Source organism: Glaciecola sp. MF2-115, from assembly GCF_047250385.1.
Classification (GTDB): domain Bacteria; phylum Pseudomonadota; class Gammaproteobacteria; order Enterobacterales; family Alteromonadaceae; genus Glaciecola.
The window spans coordinates 61,097-76,571 of record NZ_JBLBVM010000050.1 but is presented as its reverse complement, the minus strand read 5'-3'; the positions used below and the strand labels follow the sequence as shown (position 1 = coordinate 76,571).

Genomic DNA, 15,475 nt, shown 5'->3' with positions numbered 1-15,475 from the left:
GTTTGTTGTGTATATTAGTATCATTACAGAAGTACGAAACCTATTATTACTACAAAATCACTTGAAGAAATAGACTATGACCGATTACCCACCATCAACAAAGTACTACAACGAGCATATTGCTGAAATTTCGCAACAGTACTTGTCGGTGTCGTTTGACGATGTTCATGGGCCGTGGTCAAAATTTTTACCTACAATATTGAATAAATCTAATGCATCAGTGTTAGATGTTGGCGCGGGTTCAGGTAGAGACATATCGCACCTATACTCTTATGCATCCTCTTGTTTGGGAGAAGAAAGCAAGCTTGGTAATTTTGTCGCTATAGAGCCCACGGAAAAGTTGCGAGAAGTGGGGCAGCAACATACGAAAGATCAAAATATAAAATGGATTAACGACTCGCTTCCAGCCCTCCAAAAAACTCATAGCTTGGAAGTTAGCTTCGATTTGATTCTATTATGTGCCGTGTGGATGCATATTCCAGTTAGCCAGCGTGAGCGAGCTTTAAGAAAGTTAACTAATTTGTTAAAGCCGGGCGGCATTATTGTGATGACCTTGAAACAAGGTATGAGCAAGCAAGAGCAGCAAGAGAGGGCGATGTACGATGTGAGTGTTGGCGAAATCGAGCGTTTTGCATTGGAGCTTGGGCTTGTTTGTGAGCTTATGCCGCAGACTTCGCAAGATGCCTTGAATCGTGAGGGAGTGTTTTGGGAAACGTTGGTGCTTAAATTTCCTGACGATGGAACTGGTTCATTTCCTCTTATACGTCACGTAGCACTTAATGACGGAAAGTCTGCAACACATAAACTTGGGCTGTTGCGAGTTCTGCTTCGAATAGCGGATGGCCACGCAGGAGCGGTTTTAAGGCGAGAAAAAACACTATCGGGCGAAAGGGTAATATTGCCTATTGGTTTAGTCGCATTATATTGGATACATCAATACAAGGATTTAATTGACCAGCATGGTTTATTTCAAACCCCAGCCTCTAGTCCAAATATGGGTTTCATGAAGCAAGATGGTTGGCACTGCCTAAAGAAGTATCGTTCGTCAGATTTTAGAGTCGGAAATTTATTTGTTGGTGATGATGCCATTGCCCTTCACCGAACAATTTCACAGTGCGCTCAAAATATTCTAAAAATGCCCTGTAAATATATAACTTTGCCAAATACTGATAAACAGGTTTTTGAAGCCAGTATAAAAACTGTGAGGGCAAAACAAAGCTTATTTTTGGATTTACAGTCATTGAAGAAGTGGGGTGAGCTTTCAGTACCAGAATCTACATGGTTGGCAATGACTCGTTATGCTTGTTGGATTGAGCCCGTATTAGTTAGCGAATGGGCTAAAACGATGGAAAGCTACAAAGGCAACCAAAATTACTCGAATAGTCAGAACAAGCTAACTATGCTGGCTGCACTGGATTGGGAAGCCCCTAAAAGAAGTACGCAACACGTTAGAGATCGTTTCGATCAGTTGATAGGCGCACATTCAATGCAATGTGTTTGGTCAGCAAAATCTCTTAGGAAAAAGTACGACATTGACCACGGTATGCCGTTTTCAAGATGGCCCAACAACGACCTTTGGAATTTATTACCAAGTGATATAAAAGTGAATAATGAAAAACGAGACAAATTGCCATCTGCGCAAACGTTAAAGCAATCTAAATCGCGTATGCAAGAATGGTGGATGATGGCTTGGTTGAATGACAATGAGAGTAAAGAGAAGCAACGCTTTTTTGCAGAAGCAAACTTGGCATTGCCGGGATTATCGCATGACAATCAATCAATTGATGATGTGTTTGAGGCGCTTGGTTTGCAGCGAGGGCGATTGAGGGATTTGCAGCAGCTTAGAGAGTGGTAATGTAAGCATTCAAAGATTTGCACTTTTCCATATTTTTGATTGCTCAATAGCATTAACGAATGATTCCGCACTAAACCCATTTTCATACAGTGAAGCAACATTTCCTTTAAATTTATCTTCCAGACCTATTTTTTCTATATCTATGAGAAGTTCAGCATCATCATTTAGAGCAATATGCAGTTCTTCAATCGAAAGCTTTAAAAAACCACTAAAATACTCATGATCAAACTCTAGGCTGGTGTCAGCTATCCAGCCAATCAATTTGCAGTGTGAAGCGTTTCTAATGTCAAGCAAAGACCTGAATTGTTCGTTTGTTTCCAATAGATCAGCAATCGCTTCAGTTTTTCGTTTTATCTGTAAACCAGCCTTGCGTAGGGCGTTATTTTTATACTGTAAGGCTTCTCTTACGCTGTTTCGTCGATAGGTAGACTTCACTTCAATAACCAGAACTACGTCATCTAATTTACATATCAGGTCAATTTCACCGGCATTAGCATAATTCGAAGGCTCATAGCTCGTTAGAACCTTAAATCCCCGTTTTTTAAAGGACTCACCTAGCCTTTCTTCAATTCTGGTTGTTTCACTTTTTATTTCAGAGCGCTCGTTAGCAAAGCGTCTAAGGTTATTTATTGTATTAACGCCTGTCAATTGAGTCGCCATCATCCATGGCAGTTGAACGCTGTATTTACCTAACTTGAAAATAGGTCGCTCGGTTAATTTTGGGAATCTATGAGTATTATTGTTCTTTAACGCAATACTCCATTTTTTAAAGTCTAGTGACCAAAAATCCAAAATTGCTTCTGCTGCTTTTAAGTTTCCATTTGGAAAAGTATCTGAGACTGTCCAACCAACAATGTTTTTGGCTTTTTGCTTCCAATCAAGCCAAGTGAGGGGAAGCCTGTTCTGAGAATCATTATTCCTATTGTCTAGGAAGCCTCTCATTGCTAGCATACCCAAAGCATATTGCCAGTGTTTTGTATTTTGATACTCACTAAAAAACACCTTGATATACTCTTGATTGTAGAAAGCTATCATTAGCTCTAGGGATAACAATGCCAGAAAAATATCAACATCCAATCCATTTTCAGTTGATATAGTCTCACCTATTCCATATATGCTTTTTAGTTGTAATGATGAGCTTAGTGCTTTGATATAAGCAATTTGATTTGCTTGATGATTGGCCTTTGAACCAATTTGCTTTTCTGCCATTCTCAGGTTTGCGAATTCATAGATTCCTCGGTTAAACCAATAACCGTCTAAAAAAGCAATTTTTTTGCCATTTAGTGTCCACGAGGAGCTACTAGAGTTGTTCAAAGACTTAGATGCAAGTCTAGCCCCATTTAAAAAATAATTGTTCTCATCATTGAAACAAAAAGGCACAACACTTCTTGATAAAAACTCGTCAACTTCAACTTGAGCCTGCACTAATTTAGTGAATTGATGTAAAAGAGTATCTGGTATTCTTGAATCTTCGTTTGATGGAAATACTATTGGTGAAAGGTGTGCTTTGAGTGATTTGCCAATGGTCATTTCAGTTATATTGAATGACGATGGTTCAGAGATGCTTAGCTTCCATTCAAGTATATTTGTTAGCGAATTTAGCTTATTGTTTGCGGACAACACTTCCCCATCTAGTGAATAAAATGGTTCAACAAACCCTTTGAAAGCATGCAGGCTTGAATAACTTAATAATTCAAATATCGTTAAATCTTTAAATGGTTCTTGATATTTTGCTAGTAAATCTAATCTTTGCTGGTGGGCAACTTGAAACGCTTCACAAATTTTAACTAACTCAGTTAGTTCACCAGGCACGCTATCTGCCAATTTTCTTATTTCTAACCACTTTTCGCTATCCGGTGTTAGAACAATTTCAGAAAGACGAATACTCTTACAAAGAGATGATGATGAGCTTTTGGCAATGTGCTCTATTAAAACAAAGTTAGAAGTGGAGCTCTGTCTGAAGTACCGAGATAAAGCAAGAGCGAAAGAATATGAACTAAAAACCTCGTTACTTAAATCCCATAAAAATTGAGATGACCAAAATAGCTCATTTTTGCTAGCTTTATCGTGCTTTTTTGATCTTAATGGTTTCCCGGCAAGGTATGCATCAATAGCTTCTAATGAGGCTTCATCATGACTATGACCATTTTTGATTAAGGTCGCATGCTTTAAGTCAAAGTAAGTTATTTTATCAGTCAAAAGTTTTTCGTTTAATGCTTAGTATCGGCATTTTAGTTTAGTTACAATTAATCATTGAATTGGCTTAAAACTGCCTATCGTGAATTCACTTGCGCAAGCATTACAGACACCCGAGTAAGCTGTTCCCTTTTTCTTTATCTTAACTCTACTCTTTGGTGCACCACATGAAATACACTCCAATTTCATAGACGTATTCGTACCGCAATCACACTGAACGTAGTAACCAAATTTACCGTAAGCGCCTCTTAAATTCTCACTAGATGAACAGCTTTTACAATTTATTAATGCTTGCATATTCTTAATGGAATTCAGGTTTGAAATTTTGACTTTATGCCATACAACGGGTTGGTTTTCTTTAATCCTTGATAACTCCAATGCTGTCGTAGCATCGGTTTGGTTGCTACTTTTAAGCCTTTTGACACTCACGTTATTTATGTTCGTTAGGTGTTCATAGATATTTAGCAGCTCCTCTTTAGAAAACCATGGATCTGAAGAAAGCAGTCCTCCGCATTTATCCATTAGCGCTACAACATGATCAGCCACAAATTCGGTCTTTAACACTAGCTTAGAAATATCATCAGGCGCTTCTATTCTATTGAAGATGGCATTGCTCGAAATGGCGATAACTATATCGTTTACTCTTCCTCCAAATTGTTTTTGAATACCAAGAATCTTACCAACGAGTTGAGGTGCCGATTCATCAAGAATGCCATTAAGCAATTTATACTGCATTTCCACTTGCTTTATTGGTGACGGCATTCCCTCCCATCTGTTACCTATGCTTCTTGACCATTCACATTGATTATTGACAGTGACCGAGCCCTTAATGCTTTTTGATTCAATAATGATAAAGCCGTATTTGTGAATAATAAGATGATCGATCTGTGCATTATATTCACCGTCTGTTAGTCGTAAGTCGTGAATTATTTTGCATTTTTTTCTTTTTAGCAATCTATCTAGTTGGTAGGCTACTTCTGATTCTTGCTTATCTCCGGCTTGTTTTCTTACTTTGTAATTATTTAGCATGGGGACGTCCTTGTGATAATTCGGTTCATTGGAAAGCCGAATTAGCTTTGAATAATTTTTTTTGATTAATTCAATTTACTTATTTTATTTTCCTAAGCAACAGCCTGATTTATAACTTGTTACTAATAAGCATAATTTTACGTGAACTGTTTTCAAACTAAGTAAAAGTTTAATTGCGGGAATGGATGAAAAACATTACGCTAAATGCCCCAATGATAAGGAAGAATCTAAGCATGATTGAGGTTGTCGCTGCGGTTATTGAAAAAAATGGACTAATACTTTGCTTTAAAAAAGGCAAAACTAAATTCGATTACTTATCTTATAAGTACGAGTTCCCTGGTGGGAAAGTCGAAACTAATGAAGATCATCGCCAAGCACTCAAACGAGAAATAAAAGAAGAATTACATACCGATATTGTTGTAGGTGATCATTTAATTTCAGCTGAATATGAGTACCCAGACTTCTCAATAAGACTACACTTCTACGCTTGCACTAGTGCAACTCCTATCCAAAAGCTCACAGAGCATTTAGAGGTAGTAAGCCTTTCTGTTTTAAGTTTGAAAGAATTAGAATGGTTACCAGCAGATCTACCTGCCGTTGACTATTTAGTAGAAAATGCTCAAAAAGAGCAACAGAATTAATGGTACAAGAATCCCGCAAGCAATATCAATTCGCTCTTGATCCCGTTTATGAAGATAAGTTTGTAACAAACAGCGTAAATCCGCGGAAGCGAGTCTTGACGGAAATAAAGCATGCGTTGCTTGAAGCTGATAGCTTTGATACTGCCATTGCTTTCATCACTAAATCGGGCGTTATGTCTTTGTACCAAGCGCTTGAGGAATTTGGTGAGCGTGGCTGTAAAGTTCGTATTGTTGCTTCCGACTACCTTAATTTTACCCAGCCTGAAGCCTTAGACTCACTGCGAAAAATACCGGGAGTAGAAGTCCGCTTGCTACAAGGTAAGCAATATCATGGAAAGCTGTATATATTTAATAAAGGTGATAACAGCAAAGTCATGGTTGGCAGTTCTAACCTTACTCAAAGTGCGTTATCAAGTAATGAAGAAATAAACTTTCTATACTCAAAAGGTGCAGAAAGAATTAGACAAGCAAAGTTTCAGTTTGAACAGATTTGGTCTAACTCAGTCGTTGTTGATGGGAAAGTGCTAGAGCAATATCAAAAGCAATATGATAAGCATCAAGCTAGAAATCCAAAAAATGTTTTTCAATTAGAATCATTTACACCTAATGAGTTACAAGAGCTTGCCCTCGAAAATTTGCGAAAGTCTCGACTCTCAGGAAAAAAACGTGGATTAGTGGTGTCCGCTACAGGGACAGGAAAAACAGTATTATCGGCTTTTGACGTCAGGCAAACAAAAGCAAAATCGGCGCTCTTCTTAGTACACCGAACAAATATCGCCTCGAAATCGATGCAAACTTATCAAACAATATTAAAAGATGAGTATTCGTTTGGGCTGGTTGGAGGAAAAGCCAACGAATGGGGGGCTGATTTTTTATTCGGTACGGTACAAACAATTGCCCGTCCTGAAAACCTCAAACGTCTTGACTCAAGACAGTTTGACTACATCGTGATAGATGAAACACATAGAGCATCAGCAGCTTCATATCAACGCATCATTGAACATTTTGAGCCTAAGTTTTTATTGGGTATGACTGCAACGCCTGAGCGCAGTGATTCGCAAGATATTTTCTCAATATTTGATAACAACATCGTTTGCGATATTCGGTTACAAGACGCTTTAGAAACCGATATTCTTTGCCCGTTCCATTATTTTGGTATAGCAGATCTTAGTCACGTTGAAAGTGACGATTTATCTCTTGCTCAATTAACACGAGATCAGCGTTTTGAGCACATACTTACCCAATCTGAAAAGCTAGGTGCAGATAGTACGCCTATTAAGGCATTGTGCTTTTTGTCACGAGTCGAGGAGGCAAACCGCTTTGCTGAGTATTTGATTAGTAAAGGGCTTTCCGCGGTCGCTTTAAGTGGAAATAACTCTGAAGTTGAAAAGCAGCAAGCGATAAAGAAATTAGAGAACGGCGAACTACAATATATTATTACTGTTGATATTTTCAATGAAGGGATTGATATCCCAAGCATAAATCAAATTGTCATGGCAAGGCCCACTCAGTCAGCAATAATATTTGTACAGCAACTCGGACGAGGCTTGCGCAAAGCCGATAATAAAGAATATCTAACGGTAATTGATATTGTTGGTAATTACGATAATAATTTTTTAATTCCGATTGCGCTCTATGGCGATCGTAGTCGCAACAAAGATACGTTAAGACGCTTGTTGCGCAGCGAAGAAACGCTTTTGCCCGGGGAGAGTACAATATCTTTTGACCGTATAGCGAAAGAACGTATTTTTAAAGCTATTCAAACCTCGCCAAAAATTGGTATCCGAGAACTGAAAACAGAATATGCACTCGTAAAAGCGAAAACGGGTAAAACACCCACTTTAATGGCTCTTCGTAAGCACGGAGATCTATCACCTTTAATGTTTTGTAGGCAATCAAAAATAAACTCTCTACATGACTTTGCACTTAAATATGACAAAGAGTATTCCCATAACCATTTGGGGGAATTTCCGCTGCTTGGGTTGTTAGTAAAAGAGGCTTTAGATGGAGTTCAAGCATTCGAACCGATAGCGTTGAAATTGTTAATACAGGGTAAGACATTGAGATATGAGACGTTCAAACAAGCCTGCAATCAACAATTTGGCATTGCCACTTCCGAAAAAAACTTCAAAGACTGCTTACGTGTTTTAAATCTTGAATTTGGTCAGCCTAATGGATATTCAGAGTTCCAGGTCGTTGATTTAGATAGTAATAGCTTAGGTAGAGACATCGATAAATTTGACGTTACACAAAAAGCACTGCTGAATGATGCAATCGAGAATGCGCTAAGCGAGTTTGAGGTGCGCCAATCAATAGGGCGATTTAATGACGGGTTTGTAGTGGGGGCGAAATATACTTACAAAGAAACATTTCGTATTTTAGGATGGTCTAAAAATCCGAATCCGCAAAACATTGGGGGTTACAGTTACAATCGAGAAACAAATGATTGTGCTATTTTCGTCAATTACAATAAAGACGAAAGTATTTCAGCGTCAACGCAATACCATGATGTTTTTCTCAGTCGTTCACGCTTTCATTGGACGACGAAAAATAAACGTTCATTGAATAGTCCGGAGGTACGTGCGCTACTTAACCAAAACGTAAATAATCTAAGAGTCCCACTTTTTATCCGCAAAGAAGCTGCGTCGGAAGGCTCAGCAAGGTACTACATAGGTGAAATGTCAGCCATAAAAGGCAGTGAAAAAGAGACAATGGTTGGAGGCCAAAAGGCTGTGTCTATTGACTTTGAATTAGATCAGCCGGTGCCGCAAAAGTTATATCAACATCTTGTGAATAAGGTTTAGATTAATACGTAATTGATTAACTATAATCCCTTAACTAAATCTATGCAGTTAGGATGGCGGGTTCGTTTTCATAAGCCTTATTTGCTAACCCGGCAACTTTCTGTCGAATGTTAGCAGAAGACAGAAAATAGAAGCCTTTTTAACGCTTTAGAGAAGCATCCTCAGCTATTTTGGATTGGTATATGTTACTCGCAGACAAGCCTAACAAGGTATTAGTTTCATTGGTGGCCATCCCTAGTTCAATCAGATCTAGTTTCAGCCGATTAAACACAATTTTTCGATACTTATAACACGTAATGAGCTTAAAAAGTCCTTCTGGAATATCAAATGATTTTTCTAAATCTGCAATCCTGACAACAGGGTTGTCGAGGTATAGAATGTTTGCCAATGTATCGCTTTTCTTGTTTGCTTAAGTCTACCTTGAAGGATTGGCTCATCCAGTATCCTCGCGTTCTAAACTTGTTTTTTCGTCAACCCTATTAGACCATCCATGTAGCTAAATCTGTAAGGCTAGAGCTATCTTTTTTGTTCCGTTATCAGAGAGTCTGTAACCAATTTTAAATACTCCTAATAAGTGTTCTAAACAAACCTTTAATGTCTTTCGCTATTTCCACAATGCCACTAACTTCAGGAACTGCACTAACAATACCTGTCCATAAATCAATCAAACGACCTTTGTCAGGTTGACTTTTTGTCGCCTCAGTTGCTAAGAGTTTGGCTTTTTCTAAAGCGACATCATCAGCCTTTTTCTCACAGTAATTTACTAGCAGTGCTAATGAGCGAACTAATTCACTATTACCTTCTACTTTTGTTGTTTGTTTTACACCGTCAATAGAGCTATTGTCGAACGCAAACACAGCATTGCCACCATTTACTACAATGTTATTATTCTTTTTATCACGAGCTTCTTCTAAAATATCTTGTCCCATTTTTATTGCCTCAGATTGAAATTTTAGTTTATTTGCAAAATCGTGCTCAGTTTTATCTGTCTGTAATTTAATAAAATTGCCCATTAATTTAGCAAACCAAACTATTAGCACAAGATTGAAGATTAAAGTTGCGGTAGAAAAAAAAGTAGTAATTTTGAATTCGGTAAATAGTACAAATAAAGTACCGATTCCAATCAAAGCCTGTATAAAGAGGATAAAGCCAATAACATTAAAAAATATAGAAAAATCTGAAAGGTTAGTTTTCAAAGTTGATAAATAATAATTGGTAAACTCGAGAAGCTCCATTTCCTTTATAGATTTTTTAAATGCTACTTCGTTACTTTGTGTGTTTGTAACGTGTGTGGTTGATTCAATAGGTAATGCTTCCTAATGCTTGTTGGCATGAAAACATTTTCTGCATATTTCTGGAGAAAATACTCGTTCAAAGGTGGAAAACTTTTCATTGCAATATGGACAGTTAGTCATAAAAGAACCTTCCTATTCTATCTAAATATAGCTTGGCATAAATATAAGCCAAAGCAGTTTATATAGTATAGGAAGCCTGGCAGTTCTAACAGCCCTGATGGTTGGTATATGGTAAAAGATTAGCTGTTTGGTGGTGTTCGACTTATAATGCAAATTCCAGCATTTTCTACCATCGAATTCCATAACCAAATTAGCTACATTCTTTATCTGATCCATCATCTACTCAATGAGCACCTGAGTGTAGTCGCCTTCAAAGTCGTTCATTGCTCTTACCCTCAGTCACTATGATTCACAACACTAAACCCCACCCCCACAACGCCTAAAAAATAAGCAACACCTTTCGCAAGATTTTTTAGTAATAAACAGTCATTTTTTAGTCATATTTGTTGCAAAGAAACTCCTTTATTCACCTACCAAAACAAAATATATAGGCTATTCTTTACTCATGACTGATGTTGCTTGTAGTGAAACGAATCACTTATTATGACTCACGAATCACTTGTAAAGAGTAACTAAATGTCATCGTCGTTTATCCTTTGAACCGTCCAAATGAAAGCGATGACATTAGAGTTAGCTGTAAACCGCAAGAGAATAGCTGACATAAAAGGCGGTCGCCAAAATAAGGCACATAAACCCGTTTAATCGGGAAATCCTGCCCTTTAGAAGGGCTCATACATTAGCGTACTGAAGTACATTAATGTTAACGGAATATGATCAGCATGGAAATTAGCTGAGCAACCAGAAAACAAAAAGCCGGCGTTCCGGCTTTTTGTTTTTTTAGGCTTGGCCATTTTTTCACTTGTTCTATGCGATAGTAATGAGTCAGCAGAGCACTCGCCTAAGCTAAAATGAGCTTCTACCATCTCTGTGGTAAATACTGCGTGAAATACAAAGGCATCACGATATTGGTTTGTTCTAACGCTGATGAGCCTTGTGTGCCAGTTAACTTAAAGCTTTTACTTGGTGCGCATTTTTTAACGTAGGATGCCAGCGATTTTGCTCTTGTGCGTTTACCACTTTTTACTTCAACAGGGATGATATCGCCTTCATCGCTTGCCAAAATGAATTCGATTTCGGCTCGGGCGTCATTCCACGAATAACTTGGGTCAACGCCAATGGCAGAGAGCTCTTGTTGCACAAAGTTTTCAGCTACATAGCCTTTGTATTCGTAGTTTTGTTGCTTAATCTCTTTATAACTACTGCCTAGCATATGATTGAGCAGGCCTACATCAAACAGAAACAGTTTAACCATATTTTCTTTTTTATAGGCCGCCAGCGGAGATTTCGGTAATCCTTCAATAGGGTAGTTTGGCAAGGCTAAGCGGCAGCAGTTAAGCCAATGGATAGCGGTTTCAAAATCGCTATAACGAGATTTACGCTCATGCACATGTTTAAATTTAAAGCGTTTAACGGAGTCATCGCTGACAAGTGATAGCTGTGCTGGAATGCTATTAAACACAGATTCAATCAGTGTGGCATCGACCTTGCCCGCGTACTTACCAAAATCGCGGCGATAACCTGCAACTAAATCGGCATGAATTTTGGTGACTTTTTCAACACGCTCTAAAATGCTTGAATCCTTAAACTGATACCAAGCAGAAACGGCTTCTGGCATACCGCCGGTAAAAAAGTAGTCTGTTAGTTTATCCATCAATTTAGTGTGAACCGCAGGCGTGCTTGCTTGACTATCAAACGCTTTGATCAGTGCTTGCTCGTTTGATGCGTAAATAAACTCTTGGAAGGTCAGTGGTCGTAAATTGTACTGTTCAACCTTGCCCACAGGGAAGGTGTTGAGCAAACCAATATTCGAACCGCTGGCAGTGACAAAATAGGACGATGCTTTTTCGGCAAAATACTTTAGTGAGGTAACGGCACGTTCACATTCGCCAATTTCATCTAATATCAGCAGATCGGTTTCCGGGTTAAACGCCTGATTGGTCAACAGTTCAATGTTCATTAACAGCTCATCAGGTGACAGTGAACCGTCGAACGCTTCTTTGTAGGCGGGATTTTCAAGAAAGTCGATACGCAGGATGTTAGAAAAGGTATTACCAAACAATTCTTGCAGCAGATACGTTTTACCCGTTTGCCTTGCGCCATCAATCAATAATGGCTTACGCACAGGTTGTTTTTTCCATGCTAATAGGGCGCTGAGTAAGTTGCGTCGCATTGTCATTTCTCGCCATTTTAGATTGTTAACGACCTATACTATAACCTGATTTACACTTTTATGCGCATAAAAATGCGTTGATTTACATTTTTATGCGCATTAAAGTGTAATTTATTTCTACTTGAGTATAAAACAGCCCTGTATTTTAAACGAAATAACAGGGCTTCTAAGACTCTCTTGGACGGGTAACTTTCTACCCAAGAACCTATTCGATGTTTTGGATCTGCTCCCTCATCTGCTCAATCAACACCTTCAACTCAACCGCCGACTGCGTCACTTCAGAATTAATCGACTTCGACCCCAAGGTATTCGCCTCACGATTAAATTCCTGCATCATGAAATCAAGTCTACGACCTACCGCGCCACCTTTCTTCAAAATAGACATCGTTTCTGTCACGTGCGAATTCAAACGATCTAACTCTTCAGCAACATCCATCTTTTGTGCTAGTAGCACCATCTCTTGTTCAACGCGGGTGGCGTCCAATTCAATTTGAGCTTCGGTGAACTTGGCGCGAATGCGGTCTTTTTGCCACTCAATTACCGTTGGCATGTGTTCGGCGACTTTGTTTGCTTCAGCTTGGATCGCTTCCAAACGTTGTTGAATAAGCACTTTCATGTTGTCGCCTTCACTTGCGCGGGCTGCGACGAAGTCTTTGAAAGTGTCGTCGAAGGCTTTGAGCATGTCGGCTTGTATAGCGTCCATGTCGGCTTCTTGTGCGGCAATGACGCCCGGCCAACGAAGAATTTCAATCGGATTAGTTTGTGCTACGTCACCTTGCTTTTGTACCCAAGCGGCGGCGGCGATAACTTGTTTGGCAATGTCTTTGTTCACATTAATGGCGCTAGCATCGGCGTCGTTCATGCTAAAGCGCAGTGCGCATTCTACTTTTCCGCGTTGTAGGCCTTTGCGAAAGCGTTCGCGCAAAATAGGTTCTAGGCTTCTGAATTGCTCTGGTAGTCTGAAGAATGTCTCAAGGTAACGTTGGTTCACCGAGCGAATTTCCCAAACGGCACTGCCCCATTCGGCTTTTATTTCTCGGCGAGCGAATCCAGTCATACTGTAAATCATAGGTGTTCCTTTAATACATTTTAGCCACCATATCTTTTGGGATTTAGGTTGGCATAAATAAGATAAATTAATCGGGATGCTAGACTGGTTGATAAGTGTTTTTTCACGTTCAATAACCAGCAACAAGCGCTGCAATTATAGCAGGGTTTAATGAATTAACTGAATTTTAGTTATACGGATAAAATCAAGAAAAGGCTGCTGCAACACTGCGAAGTTCACTAAGGGTTTTAGCTGTTGGCTTTACCAGCACGTCGTTATTTATTCTTAAAACGACTGCTTTCATGATGTCAGTGGTGCTTTGAATGTTTGCTTTCAATTTAATGCGACTAACTTCTTCTGCAACAAATCTACCTTTCACTGAAATGCGCTTTTGCGACGTTCCTTGGGCTAAGTCACTCTCCAAATATTCAAGCAAATCATCCAAAGGCTGCTCTTGCTCTGACAAAATGTGTAAATAATATTTGATTAAAGGAGTCGTAAACTCTGGGCTAGCTCCCAGTTCTTGGCTTGCCGCTTTTAGAATATCCACCATGTGTGCTGGCACTCTTGTCTCCAGTGATTTCTTTTGAGCTGTTATTTTCTTGTTGATCAATGGTGCTGATTGTTGCGGCATAATAATCATTTCGTTGCAGCTTCTACAACAACCTACAAGTACATTTTTGACAGTACAACTGTTATCACTGAGCGGCACATCAGAGAGCCTAAAAACAGCATCCTGAACAGATTTACATGTATGGCAAACCGCTTTCACAACATCACCTACTTTGTATATTTTCATTATGAAGTCCTTAGTATTTATCATTAATGATGTACACTAATAAATACTGAATTTGGTTCAATGTAATACCATTTTATGTACCAACGTTGCCCGCAATATCTAGTCTTCAAAATATGGACGTTTACAGACTTTACAGTATGGTGTTTCGCTTGTTGGTACTCTGTGCCCTTAGCCCTAGCAATAATTAAACTGACTTCGTCTATACTGATCTGCCCCGTGGAAAATAAGTTCTTTAAATCAATATGTTGCCTTACTTCATGCAGAATTTTTCCAGACGACAAGCATTCTAAGACTTGGCGTTTCGCTTTTCTAAAGCCCATTTAGCGCCCTTATTGTACGTAATTTGTCGTACGTTGTGAACTTGTATTCAAAGTTTGGTGAATTATATTTGATGGAACAAGCTACAAATATGACCCTTCAAGCCAGTTTGAATAAGAAAAGCGTTCTTCGTTTTTGCTTAGCAAGGTGTCTCACACCAACTTTTTTCCGAATAGCTAACTTTACACCTCCCGCTTACAACATAACTACGCTATAATTCGGCCCTGAATTTTAAGGAGTTAAACATGCGTCCAAGCGGCAGAACAGCTAGTCAAATCCGTCCCGTAACTATTACCCGTAACTTTACTTGTCATGCAGAAGGGTCTGTATTGATTGAGTTTGGTAACACCAAAGTGCTTTGTAATGCCACGGTTGTTGAGGGTGTGCCTCGTTTTATGAAAGGCCAAGGTAAAGGTTGGGTGACAGCTGAATACAGCATGTTGCCACGAGCTACGCACACGCGTTCAGATCGTGAAGCAGCACGCGGCAAACAAGGTGGCCGCACGCTAGAAATTCAACGTTTAATTGCGCGTTCTTTACGTGCAGCCGTTGATTTAAAATTACTTGGCGAAAACACCATTACAGTTGATTGTGATGTGATTCAAGCCGATGGCGGTACGCGTACTGCTTCAATTACCGGTGCTTGTGTTGCCTTAGTTGACGCACTTACTTGGATGCGCGCTAAAGGTATACTCAAAGCGAACCCAATGAAGCACATGATTGCTGCCGTTTCTGTTGGCGTTTACAAAGGCAACCCAATTGCCGACCTTGAGTATCTTGAAGATGCAGTGGCTGAAACAGACATGAACGTTGTCATGACTGAAACGGGTAAGCTAATTGAAGTACAAGGTACTGCTGAAGCTGAACCATTTAGCTTCGAAGAAATGAATGAAATGCTGAGCTTAGCAAAAGACGGCATCATGGAATTATTTGCAGAGCAAAAAAGCGCTTTAGCTTAACGGTTTGTGTTTTAGCTTGTTTACTTACTGATTAAACAAGCTAAAAATGAACGGCTAGAAAGTAAAGAGCTAGTAAGCTAGTAAGCTAGTAAGCTAGAAAGTAGAAAGCTAAAAAACTAGAAAGCTCGAAATTGCAAAGCCAGTTAGCAAATAGCAACAAAGTAAATGAAAGGTCTCATATGAGGCCTTTCATTTATCCAAAATTTGAAATATAAATACTTAGCTTGTTGAACAAGAAAAC

Annotated in this window: 12 protein-coding genes; 4 read left to right on the top strand and 8 right to left on the bottom strand. The window is 39.1% G+C overall.

Annotated elements, in window-relative coordinates; translation table 11 throughout:
* Window positions 1-76: 76 nt before the first annotated feature.
* On the top strand, window positions 77-1,855 hold the full coding sequence (locus ACKLNX_RS09135; protein WP_412972124.1) for a methyltransferase domain-containing protein: 1,779 nt from the start codon (window positions 77-79) through the stop codon (window positions 1,853-1,855).
* A gap of 9 nt (window positions 1,856-1,864) precedes the next feature.
* Here the strand turns inward: ACKLNX_RS09135 and ACKLNX_RS09130 are convergent, their stop codons facing one another.
* On the bottom strand, window positions 1,865-4,054 hold the full coding sequence (locus ACKLNX_RS09130) for a hypothetical protein (RefSeq protein ID WP_412972123.1): 2,190 nt from the start codon (window positions 4,052-4,054) through the stop codon (window positions 1,865-1,867).
* A 51-nt stretch (window positions 4,055-4,105) separates the two neighbouring features.
* Entirely contained in the window at window positions 4,106-5,080 is a 975-nt protein-coding gene (locus ACKLNX_RS09125) for a nuclease-related domain-containing protein (protein ID WP_412972122.1), read from the bottom strand.
* Between the two features lie 233 nt (window positions 5,081-5,313).
* Between ACKLNX_RS09125 and ACKLNX_RS09120 the strand changes: the two genes are divergently transcribed.
* Together ACKLNX_RS09120 and ACKLNX_RS09115 are read left to right on the top strand one after the other, a co-directional pair.
* Window positions 5,314-5,721: a (deoxy)nucleoside triphosphate pyrophosphohydrolase gene (locus ACKLNX_RS09120; RefSeq protein ID WP_412972121.1), complete on the top strand. Its 408-nt coding sequence runs from the start codon at window positions 5,314-5,316 to the stop codon at window positions 5,719-5,721.
* Complete coding sequence (locus tag ACKLNX_RS09115) at window positions 5,721-8,525, top strand: DUF3427 domain-containing protein (RefSeq protein ID WP_412972120.1); 2,805 nt, start codon at window positions 5,721-5,723, stop codon at window positions 8,523-8,525. Before ACKLNX_RS09120 ends, ACKLNX_RS09115 begins: the two co-directional genes overlap by 1 nt.
* Window positions 8,526-8,664: 139 nt before the next feature.
* Here ACKLNX_RS09115 and ACKLNX_RS09110 read toward each other — a convergent pair whose 3' ends face one another.
* The 6 genes from ACKLNX_RS09110 to ACKLNX_RS09085 all read right to left on the bottom strand — a co-directional run bounded on the left by ACKLNX_RS09110 (window position 8,665) and on the right by ACKLNX_RS09085 (window position 14,277).
* Window positions 8,665-8,913 carry a hypothetical protein gene (locus ACKLNX_RS09110; RefSeq protein WP_412972119.1) on the bottom strand — a complete coding sequence of 83 codons (249 nt, stop codon included), beginning with the start codon at window positions 8,911-8,913 and terminating at the stop codon, window positions 8,665-8,667.
* A 169-nt stretch (window positions 8,914-9,082) separates the two neighbouring features.
* The gene (locus tag ACKLNX_RS09105; protein ID WP_412972118.1) at window positions 9,083-9,760 is read right to left on the bottom strand and encodes a hypothetical protein; all 678 of its coding nucleotides are present in this window, start codon (window positions 9,758-9,760) and stop codon (window positions 9,083-9,085) included.
* Window positions 9,761-10,796: 1,036 nt separating this feature from the next.
* Window positions 10,797-12,110, bottom strand: a complete 1,314-nt coding sequence (locus ACKLNX_RS09100; protein WP_412972181.1) for an ATP-binding protein — start codon at window positions 12,108-12,110, stop codon at window positions 10,797-10,799.
* A 205-nt stretch (window positions 12,111-12,315) separates the two neighbouring features.
* Entirely contained in the window at window positions 12,316-13,179 is an 864-nt protein-coding gene (locus ACKLNX_RS09095) for a YicC/YloC family endoribonuclease (RefSeq protein ID WP_412972117.1), read from the bottom strand.
* 184 nt (window positions 13,180-13,363) lie between these two features.
* Entirely contained in the window at window positions 13,364-13,957 is a 594-nt protein-coding gene (locus ACKLNX_RS09090) for a hypothetical protein (RefSeq protein WP_412972116.1), read from the bottom strand.
* 23 nt (window positions 13,958-13,980) lie between these two features.
* Window positions 13,981-14,277 carry a hypothetical protein gene (locus ACKLNX_RS09085; RefSeq protein WP_412972115.1) on the bottom strand — a complete coding sequence of 99 codons (297 nt, stop codon included), beginning with the start codon at window positions 14,275-14,277 and terminating at the stop codon, window positions 13,981-13,983.
* A gap of 243 nt (window positions 14,278-14,520) precedes the next feature.
* On the opposite strand from ACKLNX_RS09085, the gene rph reads away from it, so the two are divergent.
* Entirely contained in the window at window positions 14,521-15,234 is a 714-nt protein-coding gene (rph, locus tag ACKLNX_RS09080) for a ribonuclease PH (RefSeq protein WP_411695656.1), read from the top strand.
* Window positions 15,235-15,475 lie beyond the last annotated feature (241 nt).

Coding starts and splice junctions, on each gene's coding strand:
- ACKLNX_RS09105 (WP_412972118.1), bottom strand. CDS start 9,760: ATGGAGCTTCTCGAGTTTACCAATTATTATTTATCAACTTTGAAAACT.
- rph (WP_411695656.1), top strand. CDS start 14,521: ATGCGTCCAAGCGGCAGAACAGCTAGTCAAATCCGTCCCGTAACTATT.
- ACKLNX_RS09120 (WP_412972121.1), top strand. CDS start 5,314: ATGATTGAGGTTGTCGCTGCGGTTATTGAAAAAAATGGACTAATACTT.
- ACKLNX_RS09090 (WP_412972116.1), bottom strand. CDS start 13,957: ATGAAAATATACAAAGTAGGTGATGTTGTGAAAGCGGTTTGCCATACA.
- ACKLNX_RS09085 (WP_412972115.1), bottom strand. CDS start 14,277: ATGGGCTTTAGAAAAGCGAAACGCCAAGTCTTAGAATGCTTGTCGTCT.
- ACKLNX_RS09125 (WP_412972122.1), bottom strand. CDS start 5,080: ATGCTAAATAATTACAAAGTAAGAAAACAAGCCGGAGATAAGCAAGAA.
- ACKLNX_RS09100 (WP_412972181.1), bottom strand. CDS start 12,110: ATGCGACGCAACTTACTCAGCGCCCTATTAGCATGGAAAAAACAACCT.
- ACKLNX_RS09095 (WP_412972117.1), bottom strand. CDS start 13,179: ATGATTTACAGTATGACTGGATTCGCTCGCCGAGAAATAAAAGCCGAA.
- ACKLNX_RS09135 (WP_412972124.1), top strand. CDS start 77: ATGACCGATTACCCACCATCAACAAAGTACTACAACGAGCATATTGCT.
- ACKLNX_RS09115 (WP_412972120.1), top strand. CDS start 5,721: ATGGTACAAGAATCCCGCAAGCAATATCAATTCGCTCTTGATCCCGTT.